This window comes from Nostoc sp. DedQUE08 (assembly GCF_034530895.1).
In the GTDB taxonomy this organism is placed as follows: Bacteria; Cyanobacteriota; Cyanobacteriia; order Cyanobacteriales; family Nostocaceae; genus Nostoc.
Window position 1 is genome coordinate 34,517 of the sequence record NZ_JAVRCD010000008.1, and the last position, 18,867, is coordinate 53,383.

The 18,867-nt window shown below is 44.4% G+C and carries 18 protein-coding genes; 9 read left to right on the forward strand and 9 right to left on the reverse strand.

Features of this window, described 5'->3' with window-relative positions:
- Positions 1-123: 123 nt before the first annotated feature.
- The 5 genes from RMY64_RS07450 (at position 124) to RMY64_RS07470 (ending at position 3,669) form a co-directional block, all read left to right on the forward strand.
- Positions 124-837 carry a DJ-1/PfpI family protein gene (locus RMY64_RS07450; protein WP_322673066.1) on the forward strand — a complete coding sequence of 238 codons (714 nt, stop codon included), beginning with the start codon at positions 124-126 and terminating at the stop codon, positions 835-837.
- 250 nt (positions 838-1,087) lie between these two features.
- Complete coding sequence (locus tag RMY64_RS07455) at positions 1,088-1,591, forward strand: GNAT family N-acetyltransferase (protein ID WP_322699721.1); 504 nt, start codon at positions 1,088-1,090, stop codon at positions 1,589-1,591.
- Between the two features lie 113 nt (positions 1,592-1,704).
- Positions 1,705-2,313 (forward strand): TetR/AcrR family transcriptional regulator, encoded by a 609-nt coding sequence (locus RMY64_RS07460; RefSeq protein WP_322673064.1) that lies wholly within the window; start codon positions 1,705-1,707, stop codon positions 2,311-2,313.
- Between the two features lie 143 nt (positions 2,314-2,456).
- Positions 2,457-2,846, forward strand: a complete 390-nt coding sequence (locus RMY64_RS07465; RefSeq protein WP_322682698.1) for a DUF120 domain-containing protein — start codon at positions 2,457-2,459, stop codon at positions 2,844-2,846.
- Positions 2,830-3,669: a class I SAM-dependent methyltransferase gene (locus tag RMY64_RS07470; protein WP_322682697.1), complete on the forward strand. Its 840-nt coding sequence runs from the start codon at positions 2,830-2,832 to the stop codon at positions 3,667-3,669. The genes RMY64_RS07465 and RMY64_RS07470 overlap by 17 nt, the downstream gene beginning before the upstream one ends.
- Here the strand turns inward: RMY64_RS07470 and RMY64_RS07475 are convergent.
- The 7 genes from RMY64_RS07475 to RMY64_RS07505 form a co-directional block, all read right to left on the reverse strand.
- The gene (locus tag RMY64_RS07475) at positions 3,647-4,369 is read right to left on the reverse strand and encodes a gamma-glutamylcyclotransferase (protein ID WP_322682696.1); all 723 of its coding nucleotides are present in this window, start codon (positions 4,367-4,369) and stop codon (positions 3,647-3,649) included. The genes RMY64_RS07470 and RMY64_RS07475 overlap by 23 nt on opposite strands.
- Positions 4,370-4,432: 63 nt before the next feature.
- Positions 4,433-5,899 carry a xylulokinase gene (gene xylB, locus RMY64_RS07480; RefSeq protein WP_322682695.1) on the reverse strand — a complete coding sequence of 489 codons (1,467 nt, stop codon included), beginning with the start codon at positions 5,897-5,899 and terminating at the stop codon, positions 4,433-4,435.
- Positions 5,900-5,977: 78 nt separating this feature from the next.
- Entirely contained in the window at positions 5,978-7,465 is a 1,488-nt protein-coding gene (locus RMY64_RS07485; RefSeq protein WP_322699722.1) for a mannitol dehydrogenase family protein, read from the reverse strand.
- A complete protein-coding gene (locus tag RMY64_RS07490) occupies positions 7,422-8,579 on the reverse strand; it encodes a sn-glycerol-3-phosphate ABC transporter ATP-binding protein UgpC (protein ID WP_322699723.1) in 1,158 nt (385 codons plus the stop codon). The genes RMY64_RS07485 and RMY64_RS07490 overlap by 44 nt, the downstream gene beginning before the upstream one ends.
- Positions 8,580-8,781: 202 nt before the next feature.
- Positions 8,782-9,603, reverse strand: a complete 822-nt coding sequence (locus RMY64_RS07495; protein ID WP_322645705.1) for a carbohydrate ABC transporter permease — start codon at positions 9,601-9,603, stop codon at positions 8,782-8,784.
- 86 nt (positions 9,604-9,689) lie between these two features.
- Positions 9,690-10,613 (reverse strand): sugar ABC transporter permease, encoded by a 924-nt coding sequence (locus RMY64_RS07500; RefSeq protein ID WP_322688333.1) that lies wholly within the window; start codon positions 10,611-10,613, stop codon positions 9,690-9,692.
- A 104-nt stretch (positions 10,614-10,717) separates the two neighbouring features.
- The gene (locus tag RMY64_RS07505) at positions 10,718-12,064 is read right to left on the reverse strand and encodes a sugar ABC transporter substrate-binding protein (protein WP_322699725.1); all 1,347 of its coding nucleotides are present in this window, start codon (positions 12,062-12,064) and stop codon (positions 10,718-10,720) included.
- Between the two features lie 147 nt (positions 12,065-12,211).
- On the opposite strand from RMY64_RS07505, the gene RMY64_RS07510 reads away from it, so the two are divergent.
- Positions 12,212-13,012 carry an SDR family NAD(P)-dependent oxidoreductase gene (locus tag RMY64_RS07510; protein ID WP_322699726.1) on the forward strand — a complete coding sequence of 267 codons (801 nt, stop codon included), beginning with the start codon at positions 12,212-12,214 and terminating at the stop codon, positions 13,010-13,012.
- Between the two features lie 101 nt (positions 13,013-13,113).
- Positions 13,114-14,106 carry a sugar-binding transcriptional regulator gene (locus tag RMY64_RS07515; protein ID WP_322699727.1) on the forward strand — a complete coding sequence of 331 codons (993 nt, stop codon included), beginning with the start codon at positions 13,114-13,116 and terminating at the stop codon, positions 14,104-14,106.
- A 173-nt stretch (positions 14,107-14,279) separates the two neighbouring features.
- On the opposite strand, the gene RMY64_RS07520 is transcribed toward RMY64_RS07515, so the two are convergent.
- Together RMY64_RS07520 and RMY64_RS07525 are read right to left on the reverse strand one after the other, a co-directional pair.
- Entirely contained in the window at positions 14,280-15,029 is a 750-nt protein-coding gene (locus tag RMY64_RS07520; RefSeq protein WP_322678877.1) for an SDR family NAD(P)-dependent oxidoreductase, read from the reverse strand.
- Positions 15,030-15,073: 44 nt separating this feature from the next.
- On the reverse strand, positions 15,074-16,546 hold the full coding sequence (locus tag RMY64_RS07525) for a DHA2 family efflux MFS transporter permease subunit (protein ID WP_322682687.1): 1,473 nt from the start codon (positions 16,544-16,546) through the stop codon (positions 15,074-15,076).
- 481 nt (positions 16,547-17,027) lie between these two features.
- On the opposite strand from RMY64_RS07525, the gene RMY64_RS07530 reads away from it, so the two are divergent.
- Both RMY64_RS07530 and RMY64_RS07535 read left to right on the forward strand, forming a co-directional pair.
- Positions 17,028-17,477 carry a hypothetical protein gene (locus RMY64_RS07530; protein ID WP_322682686.1) on the forward strand — a complete coding sequence of 150 codons (450 nt, stop codon included), beginning with the start codon at positions 17,028-17,030 and terminating at the stop codon, positions 17,475-17,477.
- 299 nt (positions 17,478-17,776) lie between these two features.
- Entirely contained in the window at positions 17,777-18,805 is a 1,029-nt protein-coding gene (locus tag RMY64_RS07535) for an Npun_R2821/Npun_R2822 family protein (RefSeq protein ID WP_322673050.1), read from the forward strand.
- The last annotated feature ends 62 nt before the right edge of the window (positions 18,806-18,867 follow it).

Consider the following 18,867-nt stretch of genomic DNA (forward strand, 5'->3'; position numbering starts at 1 on the left):
GATAATTAGAGTTTTTTATACTTTTTGTTGATGCAATTACCGTAGTTTATAGTTCTAGAGTTATACTATTGGGCAAGTTGCAGGAGCAATCGATCGGAATTTTTGCGAACAAGGGTATCAATAATGACTGTTACAGAACAAATTTCTTCTCTATCCATTGGAATAGTATTGTTCCCAGATGTGACGCAGTTAGATTTTACGGGCCCCTACGAAGTCTTTGCCAAATTGCCAAAGGCGCAATTATATCTGCTGGCGGAAACACTCGAACCAATTCAAAGCGATTGCGGCCTGACTTTTCTACCTGACACAACCTTTGCTCAAGCCCCAGCCTTAGATGTGTTATTTGTACCAGGAGGCCCAGGTATCAATGCCAAAATGGAAGATGAAAAGTTCCTCGGCTTTCTCAAAACCCAAGGGAAACAAGCTCGCTATGTTACGGCTGTCTGCACTGGTTCGCTGCTGCTGGCGGCGGCGGGTTTACTTCAGGGCTATTGCGCCACTACTCACTGGCTATCGTTGGATTTACTTGAGATGTTAGGAGTGAAGACAGTTGCCCAAAGAATAGTCATCGATCGCAATCGAATTACAAGCGGTGGTGTGACAGCTGGCATTGATTTTGGGCTGGCTCTAGCTGCTGAGTTATTTGGGGAAGCGCTCGCCCAAGCAATTCAACTAGGGATTGAATACAATCCCCAACCACCCTTTAACAGTGGTTCTCCCCAAACTGCCCCTGCGGCTGTACTTGCTCGCGTTATAGATGCAAGTCACAATGTTCAGGAAATCAGACGGCAAATTGTCCAGCGAGTTGTGACTCAATTGCAAACTGCTAATAAATAGCTAGGCGCAAATAATTAGAAGATAGGGTAGATTGTATTAGCGTGAAACACATAACGCACCATTTCCGATTTTCGGTGTGTTACGGAAGCTGTAACATAGCTTACAGAACAATTCTTCTTTTTAAACTGGGCAATGTACCCAGAACTAAAGTTTTTATTCATACTTTTTTCCTCCTGCCTTCTCCCAAGGGGAGACGCTAAAAGCGATCTGCCCCTGCCTTCTCTTGTAATCTGAATGCCAGCCCTGAACTATGAGCGCTAACGAAATATCTCTTCGACCTGCCCAAGAAACAGATGCGTGGGTGTTGAGTGCAATTCATATTGCTGCTATCAAAGCTCTACCTGCAACTTTCTACACCCAAAAAGAACTTTTAGCTTGGCGCAATTACCGCGATAAACCTGATGGTTCAAATATCTTGAAGAGTATGAAAGCAGAATCTTTCTGGGTTGCGATCGAGGGAGATGGTGTTATCGGTTTTGCTAGTTTCATTGTTGATGAACTCATCGGGCTGTATGTCCATCCTAAATATCAAGGTAAAGGGGTTGGCCGTGCTTTAGTTCAACATTTTTGCGACGAAGCAACTGAGCAAGGTATAGATAAGGTAATTACAACCGCTAGCCTTTATGCTGAAGGGTTTTATTTACGACTGGGATTTACAGCCATCCAAAAAGCACCTCATTATTTAAGAAGTGGGATATTTGTTCCAGTTACTAAAATGAGTAAAACATTAGCTACTGCACCGAAATCAATTTGAGAAAGTAAATATTTTTAATAACTTTAAAAATGTTGGCATCAATACTATTTTCCCTAAATTACGACCACTTTTTCTACATAATCTATGATGAAAGTAAGTACTTGCCAGCATAAATGCACAAAACCATCCGTTCATCAACTCTCACCCGTACACGTTTGATAGAAGCCGCCTTGCAGGTATTTGCCAGTTTAGGTGTTCAAGGAGCAACTACCCGTGAAATAGCTCGTGTTGCTGGTGTAAATGAGGTGACTTTATTTCGCCACTTTGCTAGCAAAGAACAACTTCTGGGAGCAGTAATGAAGAATGCCTTGGCACTCCAGACAGAAGCCCTTGCATACCCCGAAGCGTGGACACAGGATCTAAAAATTGATTTAAAACAGTATGCCCATCTCTACAATACTATGCTAGAGACACAGGAGGACTTAATTCGTACCTTCATTGGAGAAGCCAAACGTCATCCAGAAGCAGCTAAACAAGTTATTCAAGAAGCTGCCAAGCCCTTAGGGGAAAAACTGGTGGCTTACCTGCAATCGAGTCAGAAACGAGGCACTGTCCGAGCAGACCTCGATCCATTTCCGGCTGTCGATATGTTTACAGGAATGCTATTGGCTGGAATGCTATGCCGCAGTGCAAAATTCAATCAAGGCAACTATAGCTGTGAGGACTATATCGAAACCTGTGTAGATATTTTTGTGCGTGGTATCAGTACTACTCCCCTCTAATACCATTTTACTTTAAGGTTGATACAAATAGGCAGCAGGGGAGCAGGGGAAAGAGTTAGAGACAAATTATTGTTTCTGAATTTTGAATTTTTCTTTAAGTTCAACCGATATAAATACCAGCTTATTTATATACATAAAGATATATGAGAATCTTAAAAGGTAAGGTTGTTAGTGGTTTAGGAAACTTTTCTTACTGGATTGAGAAACTCCAAGAATATTACTTGAGAAAAACCGGAATGAAATTCTTCCCTGGAACTTTAAATATTCAGTTAGATCGACATTACCATCTTCCGAAAAATGTTATGCGTCTGGAAAAGGAAGAATATGGAGGGACTGTTTCTGTGAGCATTGTTCCCTGTAAGATATTTGGCAGAGATGCTTTTATCTTAAGAACAGACAAAAATAATACCGAAAGTGGAGATCATCCGAAAACAATTATTGAGATAGCTTGCGATGTGAAACTTCGGGAGCTATATAACCTTAAAGATAATGATTTGATTGAAGTTGAGATTCACGATGCCAGATTTATCTGAATTAAACAATCTGCTTGGAGATGAAGCGTTAATCCATTACGCGAGTGGTCGGGAGCAAGATCGGTTATCAAAAGGTGCAGGTTTGCTGGAATTAGCCCGAAGCCAAGAACTTATTAACCGTTACCTACCGCCTCCTCCCGCAGTCATTTTCGATGTTGGCGGTGGCGCTGGCGTTTATTCTTTTTGGCTTGCTCAACAAGGCTATGAAGTCCATCTTATTGATGCGGTTCCTTTGCACATAGAGCAAGCTCGGCATTTGTCTCAAGCTCAACCAGAATATCCTCTAGCTAGTTTGGCAGTTGGAGATGCTCGGCAACTCAATCGGGCGGATAATAGCGTTGATGCTGTACTCTTACTTGGGCCTTTGTATCATTTGACTGAGCGCACAGATCGGATTATTGCTTTGCGTGAAGCTCATCGGATCTTAAAAACTGGAGGTTTTGTTTTTGCTGCGGGAGTCTCTCGTTTTGCTTCAACCTTAGATGGATTATTTGGCGGACATTTAGACGATCCTGAGTTTGTAGAGATTGTTAAACAGGATTTGATTGATGGTCAACACCGCAACCCAAACAACCATCCTCGCTACTTTACAAAAACCTTCTTTCATCATCCAGAAGAACTCAAAGCAGAGGTTGAAGAAGCGGGCTTACATTCTGAAAAGATTTTAGCGATTGAAGGGCCAGGCTGGTTATTACAAAACTTTCAGGAACACTGGAATGATGTAGGTCGCTGCAATCGCCTTTTAGAAGCAATTCGCTGGTTAGAAACCGAACCCTCTATGTTGGGGATGAGCGCTCACATCATGGCTGTTGCCCGGAAATAGACGGTATAGAGCGATCGCCACTAACTAAAAGCGCTTGTTGTTTTGCCAACACTTGTTTATGTAACCAGAGTAATTGTCTATCTTTAATGCCTTCACTGATTAATCCCTCAACAGTTTTCATCAGATAATCAGCGCAGGAACCCAATTTTCCCGATGCGGTGGCAATGCTATTCACAGTAGTTGTGAATGGTATTTGATGAGCGTACCTGGGATGTTGGCGATTAGCAACAAAAGCGATCGCTAGGAATTCCTGTGTACCATCAAATACCTTCACCCAACGAGCAATGTAGACACCACCCAACATCTCCCGTCGCCAAATCAGCAGTAATTCGGATGGGACATCAGCAGCAGCAATCCGATAAATAACGCCACGACAGCTACCACCCCGATCGAGTCCTAAGAGTAATCCGGGATTATCTGGAGTACCGCGACCGAGGATCATCCATGTACAGAAGCGCCGATGCCAACCATAAACGATCCCAGCACGGCGCTCGACGTATGTGATTAGAGGATTCCAAATCAGCGAACCGTAGGCAAATATCCAAATATCAGAATTTGGTGGCTGCTGTTGTAATGTTTCATCGAGCGATCGCTGTAACTCATCTTCGCTCAGGGTAGTTAGCTTGATTCCAGAGTGTGATGCTTCTAATAGTCTTGTCTGTATGTTTCCAGCTTCGAGGTCGCTACGACTGAGTGACATAATGTATATTATTTTTTCTGTAAATCTTCAGTAATTCACTCTAACTTTAAGATAATTTAATTCTCAACGAACAGCTTTCAATGTATCGTAAAGTAGCTTGTAGCGCTTAAATCCTGCTTCATATAAAGGATTTGGCTGCGGCTGTACTACATTATTATCCTGCGATAAAATCTTGAGTGCAGCTTCTAAATTCGGATAAACACCAATCCCTACCATTGCCAAAATAGCTGCTCCGTAAGCAGCTCCTTCCTCAGCTTTGGGTGCAATGAGTTTTGTTTGCAAAACATCTGCCAAAATTTGTAACCAGATGTGAGAACGTGCGCCTCCACCCGTTGCTAAGAGTTGATCGAGGGGAGCGATCGCACTAATTACCTCCAATGCTGACCGCAAGCTAAATGCAACCCCTTCCAGGACAGCGCGAGTTATATCTGCTTGTGTATGAGCTAATGACAAATTCACGAAAGCACCACGAGTATCTGGATCGAGGTGGGGACTGCGTTCTCCTGCGAGGTGGGGTAGAAATAGCACACCACGCGCACCAGGCTGCGATCGCTCTGCCATATCCATTAAATCGGTGTAGAATGTATGCGGTGCAAATGTATCTCGATACCAACGCAGAGAACCACCAGCTGCTAGCGTCACTCCCAGCAGATGATAGCCACCATCCACATGGCAGAATAAATGTACCCGACCTTCGGGATCGGGAATTGGGCGATCGCACGGTGCAAAAATAACTCCCGATGTGCCAATACTCAAACTACCCCGATTTAGGTTGCTTGATGAGATGCCCAAACCGATGGCGGCGGCGGCATTATCACCTCCACCTGCAACCACAGGTAATCCCACAGGTAATCCCACACGGGCGGCTATTTCTGATTTGAGCCGTCCAGCGATCGCGGTAGATTCGATGGCTGGGGGGAATAACGCGGGGCTGATATCGAGAGCATCGAGAATATCTGTATCCCATTGCCGATTTGCCAGATTCAGACAGCCGACACCAGAGGCATCAGACGGTTCTGTTACTGCTTCGCCTGTTAGCACATATCTCAGATAATCTTTGGGCAAAAGAATCTGCCACAATCGAGTATAGGCTTGTGGTTCTTCAGTCCGCAACCATAGGAGCTTCGGCAGTTGAAAGCCTGTAATTGCCGGATTTCCAGTGCGCTGGATCAACTCTTGACGGGGAATGGTGGCTTCAATCTCAGCAACAGCTTTACCCGTGCGCTGGTCATTCCACAAAATTGCCGGTCTAATTGCTTTGCCTTCCGCGTCGAGAGGAACCATACCATGCATTTGTCCAGACAAACCGAGGGCGAGCGGTCGATGTCCGTTTAGCTGTTGAGTAACATCGAAGAGAGCATCCAAACTTGCTTCCACCCAATCCGATGAGTTCTGTTCCGTCCAACCGGGTTGTGGAGTTAACAGGGGATAGCTTCTGGTTGACTGAGCGATAATTTGCCCTTGGAGGTCAACTGCGATCGCTCTTACTCCTCCTGTACCCAAGTCTAAGCCAACTACGATGTCAGTCAATTGCCCCTCCAAATTCTTAATATTCAGAAGGCAGAAATGAAACTTCCACCTTCAAAGCTCACAGCTTTCACTCTTTGGTTAAGTTTTGACTAATGTTTCTTTCGCTCCAAACTTATACAATCTGTGTAAATGATTCGTAACTGACTCAACAAAAAGCGGTGACTGGGACAAATCGCCAAAAATCTCAGTTAAATTAAGCAATGGTTTGGCATCGCTACCACTGGAATCAGCTAATTGAGTTAGAGTACCTGCTATTGGGTCATCAATGGGAATAGTATTGCCTTGGTCATCGTTTCCATTGAGGTAACGGAACCAAGCAGCAACCGTTAGGCTCATGTATTCAATTGCCCCTCCTTGATGCAGCGCGTCACGGACTGAGCCTAAAACAAATTTTGGCATTTTAGCGGAGCTATTGAGGCAAAGACGCGGGAGTTGATCTCGAATTTTAGGATTGGCAAAGCGTTCAATTAAGGTTTTTTTGTAATTATCTAAATCAATTCCAGGTACGGGTTGAAGTGTGGGCGTAACTTCTGCCATCAAATTATCGACGGCTTGTCGGATTAATGCATCTGCCATAACTTCATGGACGTATGTATAACCTGCTAAGGAGCCGAGATAGCCAATCAACAAGTGACTGGCGTTGAGCAACCGGATTTTCATCATCTCGTAAGGATGAACATCACTCGTCATCTGAACGCCAACTGATTCCCAATCAGGTCTACCTGCGCTGAAATTGTCTTCGACTACCCACTGAAGAAACGGTTCGGCAACAACTGGAAAGGCATCATCAATGTTAAACTGTTCCGCCACCATTTTGATATCTGCTGGGGTTGTGGCGGGGGTAATGCGATCGACCATGCAGTTAGGAAAAGCTACCTGTTCAGCAACCCAATGCCCTAATTCCGGGTTCTGCATTTGGGCAAATGCGGTTAACATTTTGCGGGCAATATTGCCGTTACCTTGCAAGTTGTCGCAGGACAACACGGTAAATGGTGCGATTCCTTGTTGACGGCGGCGATTAAGGGCTGCTGTCAAAAAGCCATATACTCCAATTGGCTCGTCGGGATGCTGCAAATCGTACTGGATTGTTGGGTGATTGACATCGAATTCACCGCTACCTTCAATATAGTAGTAGCCACCTTCGGTAATGGTGAGGGTAACGATGCGGCATTTGGGATCTGCTAAGGTGTCAATTACAGCTTGGCGGTTATCTGGGGCAAATAGATATTTTGTAATTGCTCCAATCACACGGGCGCGATCGCCTGCTGGGGATCTTTCGACTAAGGTATACAAACAATCTTGTGATTTAAGTGCATCCCGCATCCGTTTATCAAATTCTAGTAGCCCAACCCCGCAAATTCCCCATTCACTAGCGGGATTTTGATGAAAGTAATTATCCAGGTATAAAGCTTGATGTGCGCGATGGAACCCACCCACACCAATATGGACAATACCGTTTGTGATTTGATGGCGATCGTAATTGGGTACGCGAATGTTATTGCCTAAATGAGACAAAGATGCTTCATTCAGCTTGATTGCTGAGTCTGTGCTGATATTGCTGTTCATGGGATTCATTCTGGGTTAGGTGGTGACGATGAACTTTGGGGATGGCTTCACCGTCGCGATCGAACAGATGGCAAAGCTCACCATTAATGTAAATCGGAACGTAATCGTGCATGTTGGCTGGATTATCCCCGTCTGTTTGCACAACTATGGTTTCGCCACCCGCAATCTTGATGTAGAGAAAGGTTTCTCCGCCCAATCGTTCTACGACTAATACTTCACCATTCACGCTTGGGTTATTGCGATCGAGCCGCAGATGTTCGGGACGAATTCCTAATGTTGCTCTGTCCCCAACTGACAAGGTTTTGGGCTTCACTGGAATTGTTACGGTTGCGTCACCAGGGAGTCTAACTGTTGCCCCAGAGTCATTGACGGCTGAAACTGTCACCGAAATAAAGTTCATTTTTGGCGAACCAATAAATCCGGCGACAAATAGATTGCGGGGATGATGGTAGAGTTCCAGAGGAGAACCCATTTGTTCGATGATGCCGCCTTGTAATACCACAATTTTATCGGCAAGGGTCATTGCCTCAACTTGATCGTGGGTAACATAAATCATGGTGGCTTGCAGGCTGTCGTGTAAACTGGCAAGCTCAATCCGCATCTGCACCCGCAATGAAGCATCCAGGTTGGACAGTGGCTCATCAAACAAAAATACTTTGGGATTACGCACCAAAGCACGACCGATCGCCACGCGTTGCCGTTGTCCTCCCGATAATTCTTTGGGCTTCCGGTTCAAAAGCGGCTCCAGTTGCAGGATACGAGCGACTTCACGCGCCCTTTCATAACGCTGGGCTTTCTGCATACCCGCAAGCCGGAGGCTAAAAGCCATATTTTCTGCCACTGTCATGTGGGGATATAAGGCATAAGTTTGAAACACCATTGCTAAACCACGTTTATCGGGTGGCACATCATTGACTTTTTGTCCATCAATGAGTAAATCGCCGGAGGAAATTTCTTCTAATCCAGCAATCATGCGGAGTAAGGTTGATTTTCCACAGCCGGAGGGGCCGACGAAGACAACAAATTCGCGATCGCCCACGTCGAGATCAATGCCTTTGATAATCTCTGTATCGGCGTAGGTTTTATGGATATTTCTTAAAGCAACTGTTGACATAAAATATTTCCATTAATGAGTTTAAGTTTTTGTCACACAGAGAAGAGTGCAACATTTAATTAATTCGTAGCAAATTCTCTGCGTACCTTTGCGCTTACCTCTGCGCCCCTACCCTGCGGGAAGGCGAAGCGCCTATGCGTTTAAATTTCAACCCTCAATTTGCCACGATTTTACGCAAAGCTTTAAGAGTGTCTGCCTTCACTCATTTCACAGCACCAAAAGTCAGACCCCGGACTAATTGCCGTTGACTCAGCCAACCGAAAATGAGGATGGGTGCGATCGCCAATGTTGATGCTGCCGAAAGTTTTGCCCAAAATAATCCTTGAGGGCTGGAAAAAGAAGCAATAAAGGCTGTAAGTGGGGCGGCATCTGCCGTTGTCAAGTTCAAGCTCCAAAATGCTTCGTTCCATGACAAAATAATCGAAAGCAATGCAGTGGAGGCAATTCCGGGGACTGCCAATGGTAGCAAGACATGAACAAGTTCTTGCTGTGTGGTTGCTCCATCCATGCGATCGGCTTCGAGAATTTCTTTAGGAACTTCTTTGAAGAAGCTGTAAATCATCCAGACGACGATTGGTAAATTAATCAGGGTATAAATAATAATCAAACCGATGTGAGTATCCAGCAATCCGGCGTTGCGACACAAAATGTAGATTGGTACTAGCACACCAACGGGTGGTAGCATTTTGGTAGACAGCATCCAGAGTAAAGTCCCCTTGGTGCGTTTGGTTGGGAAGAATGCCATTGCGTAGGCAGCAGGTACGGCAAGCAGCAGTGCGACTATAGTCGAACCAAGGGAAATCGCTACGCTGTTAAATGCATAATTGAAATAATTTGCCCGATCTTGGATGGCAATATAATTCTCCAATGTCGGGCGGAAAAACAACTGAGGGGGAGTTGATACTGCCGCGACTTCAGTTTTGAAACTGGTGAGAAACATCCAGAAAATTGGAAAAAACAATATGCAGGCAGCAAGCCAGCCGAGTAATGTCCATAGCCAAATCTTCGAGGTTTTACGTGCCATAATGCTAATTCGTAATTTGTAATTCGTAATTCGTAATTCGTAATTAGAAAAGTTAGCTTCGGTAGCCTTATTTGGGAAACTTGGCATTAAGTATCCAAATTACGAGCAACACTACGCATCAAAAAGATTGCCACGATGTTGGCAAGGATTACGGCAATTAATCCACCGGCTGAAGCACCGCCGACATCGAATTCCAGCAAGGCTTTTAAGAAGATGTAATAGGCAAGGTTAGTGGTTGCAAGTCCTGGCCCGCCGCCCGTGGTAACAAAGATTTCGGCAAAGATAGTCAGGAAGAAAATTGTCTCAATCATGGCAACCACAGAAATGGCGCGACTTAGATGGGGTAGCATAACGAAACGAAATAGAGCGATCGCATTTGCGCCATCCATCCGCGCAGCTTCTAACTGGTCGCGATCGAGTGACTGAATTGCAGTCAACAAAATCAGCAGGGCAAAGGGCAGCCATTCCCAGGACACAATAATAATGATGGCAAGCAAGGGAACGCTGGCAAACCAATCGATTGCCCCTAAACCCAAGCCTCTAGTAATTTGAGCAAATAGCCCATTCACTGGATGCATCAGCATATTTTTCCAGATCAGGGCGCTAACTGTGGGCATAACAAAAAATGGGGAGATTGCTAGTACCCGCGCCACTCCACGACCATAAAAGTCTTGGTCAAATAATACTGCTAGTAGTGTCCCCAGACCAATTGTGATTGCTAAAACAGAAATAACCAAAACTATTGTGATGGCGATCGATGTCCATAAAGCTGAGTCACTGAGGATGAAAGTGAAATTTTCAATCCCGATGAATTTACGTGCATCTGGATTCAGCAAGTTATAACGCTGAAAAGAAAACCATATAGTCATCACCAGAGGCACAATCATCCACAGCAGTAGGACAACGACCGAAGGCGCAACCAGAGGTAAGGTTGACACTTGCCGCGTAGTCCGTTGCTTCGTGGGTGGTGGCGTTTCGTGTTGAGGTTTTACCGCTAATGAAGAAGACATAACCCAAAGAAATTTTAGATTTTAGATTTTGGATTTTAGATTTTGAATGTTTTGTAGTTGAGCATCGGCTCTTTTTACCCATGCCCAATGCCCAATGCCCCATTTCATTCGATATAACCCGTGTGTTTCATGAAACGTTCAGTCGATTTCTGCGATCGCTGCAAGGCTTGGTCTACCGAAGTCCGATTGGTTAACGCTGCTGCCAGGGTTTGCCCGACAGAAGAACCGATCGCCTGAAACTCTGGAATATCCACATATTGAACTCCCTTATAAGGAGTTGGTTGTGCAGATGGACGGGTAATATCAGCAGATTGAATTGCTGCCAGTACTATTTCAGCAAAGGGGGCAGCTTTTCGATAGTTGGGATTTTCATAAGTGGAAGTCCGAGTCCCTGGTGGTACAGCAATCCAGCCATTTTCCTTAGCAACTAGTTGAATGTATTCCTTTGATGTTGCCCAAGCAACGAACTTTTGCGCGGCTTCCGGTGATTTTGAGGTTTTTGGAACCGCTAGCGCCCAGGCCCAAAGCCAGTTTGAACCGTTGGGATATTTTTCAATTGGCGCACGGGCAAAGCCAACTTTGTTATAAACTTGGGATTCTTTGGGATTGGATAATAAACCCGCAGCAACGGTTGCATCTACCCACATACCACATTTACCCGTTGAGAATAACGCCAGATTCTCGTTAAATCCATTAGAACTAGCTCCTGGCGGCCCATATTTGTTGAGCAGATCGACATAAAAGGCGATCGCCTCTTTCCAAGCTGGAGTATTGATCGTTGGTTGCCACTTCATATCAAACCACTGTCCACCATAGGTATTAACCAATGTGGAAACAAATGCGACGTTTTCACCCCAACCAGGTTTTCCGCGCAGGCAAACTCCATAAACTCCATGCGCTGGGTCGTGGATTTTGCTTGCCCATTCTCTCATTTGGGGATAAGTTGGCTGTTGAGGAACTGCAATTCCAGCTTTTTCAAACAAGTCTTTTCGGTAGTACAGCATGGAACTTTCCCCATAGAATGGCACGGCATAGAGTTTGCCGTTATTGGAAAGTCCTTCACGTATGGGTTTGAGTAAATCGTTTACGTCATAGTTTGCGCCTAGATCCAAGGGTCTTAACCAATCCCGTCTAGCCCAGATTGGTGTTTCATAAGAACCGATGGTCATGACATCAAACTGCCCACCTTGACTTGCAACATCTGTAGTTGTGCGTTGACGCAACACATTTTCTTCCAGCACAACCCACCGGAGTTGAATATCAGGATTAGCTTCCTCAAATTTGCGAGAAAGCCCTTGCATCACCACCATGTCGCCATTATTAACAGTGGCGATCGTTACTTTAGTTTTCTCTGCGGCTTGGGAGCGCGGTGAGCAAGCATATAGCAGATGCACCAGCATTATTCCAGCGAGAAATGCAACCAGCACTTTAGCGAAGCGGCGAATACGCATCGCATGACTCCTTTAAAGTAAAAACCGAAGGAAATAAATTTTTGATTTTATGCTCTATTATTGGGCAAAAGCTCAATAATAGAAATCATACCAATCTGATTTCCATCACGGTCATTTGCAACAATTCTTCAATAAGAGGTTGAATCTATGACGGCAAAAGCAACTTATCAGTTTGCAGGTAAGACGATCCTAATTACTGGCGGTGCAGGAGATATTGGCAAGGCAACTGCACACCGTTTTGCTGCTAATGGGGCAGGAATAGCCCTGCTAGATTTGAATGAACCGAAGATGACAGATGTCGCTGGGGAACTAAAAGAGTACAACGTTCCAGTCGGCACGTTTCGTTGTGATGTTACATCTAGTGATGATGTTGCTAAAGCCTTTACTGGTGCTGTAAAGCAGCTTGGGCGCATCGACTATGTATTTAATAATGCCGGTTATCAAGGAGCGTTTGCCAAGACTGACGAATATCCTGAAGACGACTTTCAAAAGGTGATCGACATTAACGTTGTCGGCGTTTTCCACATTCTCAAGGCGGCTGCACAGCAATTACGCGATGTAGGTGGAGGTGCGATCGTCAATATGGCGAGTTATGCAGGGGTGGTCGGGCCACCAAATATGTTGGCTTATGCTGCTTCTAAGTTTGCGGTCATTGGAATGACTCAAACAGCAGCAAAAGACTTGGCTCCTTACAGCATTCGGGTGAATGCACTCTCACCTGCGTTGATTGGCCCTGGTTTTATGTGGACGCGACAAACCGAATTACAAGCAGCAGTAGGATCGCAATACTTTGACGCCAATCCCAAGGTAGTTGAGCAACAGATGATCAATTCAGTACCAATGCGACGTTTGGGAAGCCTGGAAGAGGTAGCAAATGGAGTGGCGTTTTTGATGAGCGAAGAAGCAAGCTACATCACTGGGTTTAACTTGGAGGTGACTGGGGGATAATAGAAATTTAAAAATAATTGAGCAAAGATTATCTCTTTGGGCATATAGTATAAATAATGCAATTATACCTTTGATAGAGACATAGTTTTTGCAGGTAATATATGGGACAACCTTTTTTAGAGCAGCGCGATGTCAGCAAGGCTGGCTTGCCTCTTAGGGCGCGCAAATTAGACCTGGCTGCACATGCTGCTTGGCTCTATTACATCGCTGGCAATACGCAAGAAGAAATTGCCGCCAAGCTCAATGTGTCCCGGCAAGCTGCACAACGCTTAGTGGCACTGGCAGTCAGTGAAAAATTGATTAAATTTCGACTCGATCATCCCTTGAGTGAATGCATTGCTCTGGCTGAGTCGTTACGCGATCGCTTTGCTCTATCACTTTGTGAAGTAGTACCAACTGACGCAGGTAGTGGTGATACATTATACGGGATTGGTGTATGTGCTGCCACCCACTTAGAGGCTTACCTGATGGCTAAAACCCCAAGTATACTAGCGTTTTCGTCAGGTCGCACATTGCGAGCAATGGTGGAGCAGATACCCTCAATGAACCAACCCCAGCATAAAATTGTGTCAATTATTGGCAATATGTCCCACTCTGGGCGTGCAGGTCGTCACGAAGTGGTTATGCATTTATCCGATCGCGTCGGTTCTCAAGCTTACCCAGTGCCGACTCCCGTTGTTGCGACTAGTATTGAAGAACGAGAACTCTTGCAGACTCAGCGATCGTTTCTCACCGTCAAAACTCTTGCAGAGCAAGCCAAAGTAACCTTTGTCGGAATTAGTCACATTGCCTGGAATGCTCCGTTACATCAAGACGGCTTCATCAATGACGATGAAGTGGCTGAATTGATTGAACTGGGAGCAGTCGGAGAAATTGCAGGTTGGGCTTACAGCGATCGCGGAGTATTGCTGCAACAAGGGACAAACAACCGGGTTGCCAGTGTAGCGCTCGAACAACCCGCTCATCGACTGATTATTGGTGTGGCGGGTGGTGTGAAAAAGGCAGAGGCGATTTTAGCTGCTCTGCATGGCAAGTTAATTACAGGATTGATTACCGATGAAGCTGCTGCCCAAATGATTCTTTCTAAAATTTAGTAAATATAGCAACAGGCAAGGTGGTTAGGACATCAACAGACGATAAAACTTAGATACAAAAAGGCTTTTCACCCAGTCCCCAGTCCCCAGTCCCTTGCTATACTTGGAATTTGATTAAAGATTTTCACTACTTATCTAAAAAAGGGCATGACTGTTAAGCCTGCCCTTTAGCTTTAGTGTTCTTGTCCCGTTGGTCTGATGAGGATTTCGTTGACATTAACGCGTGGCGGTTGCGTAAGAGCGTAAACGATCGCAGCCGCAATGTCTTCGCTTTGCAGAGGTTGAATTGACTTGCGTCGTTCTTCGATCCGTTGTTTGGCAACGGGATCGGTAATTTGGTTGTCAATTTCCGTATCTACTAAACCTGGTTCAATAATGGTGACGCGGATGTTGTCTTTGTGGACTTCTTGGCGCAATGCTTCCGAGAGGGCATTAACACCCCATTTGGTAGCATTGTAAACACCAACACCCGCCCGCGCTGTCCGGCCAGCCACTGAGGAGATATTGACTATATGCCCTGATTTTTGCGCCTTCAACAAAGGCAAAACGGCATGAGTAGCATATAGCAGTCCTAATACGTTGAGGTCAAACGATCGCCGCCAATCTGAGCTATTTCCCGCTTCAATTGTGCCCAGTAAGGCAATCCCGGCATTATTCACAAGGATATCAACCCTTCCCAATTCTGCATTGGCCTTTGCCACCAAGTTATTTACCTGAGTTTCATCAGTCACATCAGTGACAATAGGCAATGCCTTCCCACCACTAGCTTCGATGCGTTCTGCTAATGCCTGAATGCGATCGCCACGCCTAGCAGCGAGTACTACTGTTGCTCCAACTGAAGCCAAAGCGATCGCAGTTGCCTCTCCAATTCCCGCTGAAGCCCCAGTGATAATTGCCACTTTTCCTTCTAATTTACCTGTCATTTATCTAACTCCTTAGTAATTGATTATTGAATATTGAGCATTAATTATTCCTCCCCTGCTCCTCTGCCCCCCCTGCTCCCCTGCTCCCCTGCCCCCTGCCTCTTACCAATCCTCAAAACAGATGCAACAGCCGCCCCACAAAGTATTAGGGCTGCAAAGCGAAAAGTTCCTTGGAACCCTGCAACGATCGCATCAGGAGGGGCGACAGAGACATCTGCACCCGCAGACATACTAGCGATTAAGGCTCCAAATACTGCCCCAATTAGAGAAACTCCTACGGTGTTTCCTGAGGTACGTGACAAAGATAACAGCCCAGAAGCAATCCCTAGCCGCTCTCTCGGTACCGATCCCATAACAGTGCTGTTGTTGGGCGATTGAAATAAACCCAATCCAATGCCGTAAATAAAATAGCGCGATACATAGCCTAGTTCAGTAATTTGAGCATCAAAGGTGCTAATCCCCAGACAGCCGCCAATCATCAACCCCAACCCAATCGAACTGATTAGTCGAGCGCCAAAACGGTCTGAAAGTATTCCAGCCAGTGGAGCAATTAACCCACTCAGTACAGGCGATACGGCTAGTAATAGCCCTACTTTTACCGTCGGATAATGCTTGACGCTCTCTAGAAAGAAAGGGACGATCAGTAGCGAACCGCCAATAACAATGAATGCTAACCAGCCACTTAGCAAACCCATACTCAACTGAAGATTGCGAAACAGCTTTAGCTCTAGTAGTGGCTGCTTTAGAATCGCTTCAACTACCAAAAATGTAATGAAACTTACGGTAGCGATCGCTAATAATATCAATGTATTAATACTGCTAAAGCCCTGGCTTTGCCCTAGTGTCATACCCAGCCCAAAACTACCCAGAGTCAATAAAGCTAATATGGCTCCCAAAAAGTCAAATTTCTGTTTGCCCTCAATGCGTGCAGAAGGTGGCACTACACGAGCTATTAAGAAACTAGCGATAATCCCCAAGGGTACATTGATGAAGAATATACTATGCCAGCCTGACCAGCTTAAGAGCAATCCGCCAGCAGAGGGGCCAAAAGCAATTCCCAGTGACACTACACTACCGATGATGCCAACAGCCCGACCTCGCTCGGAAGAGGGAAAAACTTCTGTGATAATTGCTAAACCAAGCCCAGAAATGAACACAGCACCTAATCCTTGAAGCGCCCGAAAGCCAATCAACCACTCGATACTAGGTGCAAAACCACACAACAGCGAACTGAAAGTGAACAGAACTAGTCCCCCTTGGTATAGGGACTTCTTACCCCACATATCCCCCAAGCGGGTTGCTCCCAAAACTAAACCAGAACTGACCAACTGGTAACTCAATACAGCCCATTGGGTGGTAGGAAAACTAGTGCCAAAGGCTTGCACTAATGTGGGCAAAGCAACATTAATGATCCCCACATCCAGGGTAGACATGAATACCCCAAGTCCGACACCGAGTAAAACCCAATTTTTTTGAGAGCTTGATAAAGCCAGAGGTTCTGCTTGGAATTGTGCCAACGTTTAGCCTCCACCTTTGACTTTACGGTTGTGAATAGTTTGCATACGTATATTCATTGTAGGGTGCTATCCTCGCTACTAAGTTCAGGAAACTAAGTTTACTTTCCATCCTTGACGTTGGTGATTTTTTTGAGTGCGATCGCAGCAGACACTTGGTCGATCGGAAATGCTCTCGATAGGTTGAAAAATTCAGGTTTATATCAAGTATCTACTTCCCAATCGGCAAGATTGGCTTTTCCACTTGTCATATATTTGGTAAAGTACTTAAGTACTCTTAACTCTGCACTCCTTCGGCTATATTAACGATAGTGTTCAACAAAGTACGGTAATTCGATAGACTTACTGTATTTAGACTAATTAGCAAACTATCATAGACAACTCTCAGAAGCAAGCTCTAAAGAAAATGGAGAAAAGGGAATGGGAAATGTCAATCATTAAAGTCACATCTGCAACTGCAAATAAGTACCTTTTTGTATAAGCAATGACTCAAAAAGCTGCCTTATCTCGATTTGCATTAGGATTTATTGCAGGCTTTGTGTCTGTTTTGCTATTTCATCAAGGTGTATTGGCGCTGCTACATGCAGTAAATTTTACACCTCGCGCCCCTTATTCAACTGCACCAACACAACCATTAGGAATCCCGCAAATTTGGTCAAATGCTTTCTGGGGAGGGATTTGGGGACTGATTTTGGTAGTAATTGCACCTCGTTTTCGACACGATAAAAACTATTGGTTAGGAGCTTTAGTCTTTGGTGCAATTGCTCCGACGCTAGTGGCTTGGTTTGTAGTTGCACCACTTAAGGGTCAACCCATCGCAGGCGGCTGGAAACTTGTGGGAATAGTCACAGGTTTATTGGTTAATGGGGCTTGGGGTGTGGGAACCGCTGGGTTACTAAGATTATTCTCTAGGAGGCAATTGTTTAACAGCTAGAGTTTTAAGCACTTCTAAGTATTTGAGTAATATTTAGTATTATTAGTTACTAAAATAACTTCCTGCTTATTTCAGCATCAAGTTGAAAATGTGTATATTATTATTTGAGAATAATCGGTCAAAAAATAGCGATGTATTATTCGCGTTAGACCAATTCTGTATAAAGATGTGTAGAAATAACCCCACTACCTGCGGCGCTTCCCGCGAGTTTGGGAAGGTTGGAAGGGGTCTAAATGATGTGCAGCTTCACAGAGAATTGGCTTTACTCAGTAAATCAAAAATCAAAAGAATTTATTACAATGGATAATTTTGGGATTTATACACTGGCTAATGACGTGGTATTTGACCAACTAGTAGCTTTGCTAAACAGCATTGAGGTAAATGTTAGTCCAGATATTCCTATTTGTATTATTCCCTATGATGACCGCTTAAAACGAGTTAAACAGGAGATACATTCTCGACCAAATGTCACCTTGTTTGACAATAAAAGCTCGATCAAAAAATGGGAGGATTTTGCCGTTCAAGTTTGGAACGCTTATCCAAGAAATGGTCGAAAAAATAAACCTTCTATCGAATGGAATAAAAAAAATAATTTAATCCGAAAAATGTGTGCTTTTGATGGTGAGTTTGAAAGATTTGTATTTTATGATGCTGATAGTTTGGCAATGAATAAGTTGGATAAGGTTTTAGAAAAACTAGACCAATACGACTTTGTGTTTGATGACTGGGAACACACAAAACAAACTTCAGTTGCAGCTTTCGACTTGCCGAAGTTAGAACAAAAAATGTCTTTGCCTGAATCTGAAATCAGACGAGAAATCCACTGTTCTAGTTTTTTTGGTTCAAAAAAGGGTATTTTAGGCGCTGAAGAATTAAAAATACTCAAAAAGCGATTGATAGAAGATAAAGAAGTCGAATTGATTAATGAAATCGCTTGGTGGTGTGACGCAGATTTATTTAGTTACATGACTTTTAGAATTGCTCGACCACTATTTAACTTTACACTCAGTCCCAATGGTGAAGATAGAACTGGTAACTGTGCTAATGCAAATCCATTTGTGAATATTGATAATGTTCTTTACAACCAACAGGGATTAAAACCAATTCATCGTCTTCACTATATGGGCTATTCTGCTATTGGATTTGCCCGCTTGTGTAAAGGTGAAGATGTTGATATTCGTTACAAAAATGAATTTTTACACTATCGCTTTCTGAAGCAACCAGAGCAAAAACCGAAGCGATTAAAGCCACCTACCATAGCGGCTAGAAGCAATCGATTTATCAAAAAAGTTTGGAATAAAATTAATCAAACTATTTCCTACACCTAGCTTTTGCCCAGCCTTGCTCATTAAGCGTTTAGTTTAGTGAGCAATGTCCACTCTCATCTTGC

Coding starts and splice junctions, on each gene's coding strand:
- RMY64_RS07450 (WP_322673066.1), top strand. CDS start 124: ATGACTGTTACAGAACAAATTTCTTCTCTATCCATTGGAATAGTATTG.
- RMY64_RS07455 (WP_322699721.1), top strand. CDS start 1,088: ATGAGCGCTAACGAAATATCTCTTCGACCTGCCCAAGAAACAGATGCG.
- RMY64_RS07460 (WP_322673064.1), top strand. CDS start 1,705: ATGCACAAAACCATCCGTTCATCAACTCTCACCCGTACACGTTTGATA.
- RMY64_RS07465 (WP_322682698.1), top strand. CDS start 2,457: ATGAGAATCTTAAAAGGTAAGGTTGTTAGTGGTTTAGGAAACTTTTCT.
- RMY64_RS07470 (WP_322682697.1), top strand. CDS start 2,830: ATGCCAGATTTATCTGAATTAAACAATCTGCTTGGAGATGAAGCGTTA.
- RMY64_RS07475 (WP_322682696.1), bottom strand. CDS start 4,369: ATGTCACTCAGTCGTAGCGACCTCGAAGCTGGAAACATACAGACAAGA.
- RMY64_RS07485 (WP_322699722.1), bottom strand. CDS start 7,465: ATGAACAGCAATATCAGCACAGACTCAGCAATCAAGCTGAATGAAGCA.
- RMY64_RS07490 (WP_322699723.1), bottom strand. CDS start 8,579: ATGTCAACAGTTGCTTTAAGAAATATCCATAAAACCTACGCCGATACA.
- RMY64_RS07495 (WP_322645705.1), bottom strand. CDS start 9,603: ATGGCACGTAAAACCTCGAAGATTTGGCTATGGACATTACTCGGCTGG.
- RMY64_RS07500 (WP_322688333.1), bottom strand. CDS start 10,613: ATGTCTTCTTCATTAGCGGTAAAACCTCAACACGAAACGCCACCACCC.
- RMY64_RS07505 (WP_322699725.1), bottom strand. CDS start 12,064: ATGCGTATTCGCCGCTTCGCTAAAGTGCTGGTTGCATTTCTCGCTGGA.
- RMY64_RS07510 (WP_322699726.1), top strand. CDS start 12,212: ATGACGGCAAAAGCAACTTATCAGTTTGCAGGTAAGACGATCCTAATT.
- RMY64_RS07515 (WP_322699727.1), top strand. CDS start 13,114: ATGGGACAACCTTTTTTAGAGCAGCGCGATGTCAGCAAGGCTGGCTTG.
- RMY64_RS07520 (WP_322678877.1), bottom strand. CDS start 15,029: ATGACAGGTAAATTAGAAGGAAAAGTGGCAATTATCACTGGGGCTTCA.
- RMY64_RS07530 (WP_322682686.1), top strand. CDS start 17,028: ATGACTCAAAAAGCTGCCTTATCTCGATTTGCATTAGGATTTATTGCA.
- RMY64_RS07535 (WP_322673050.1), top strand. CDS start 17,777: ATGGATAATTTTGGGATTTATACACTGGCTAATGACGTGGTATTTGAC.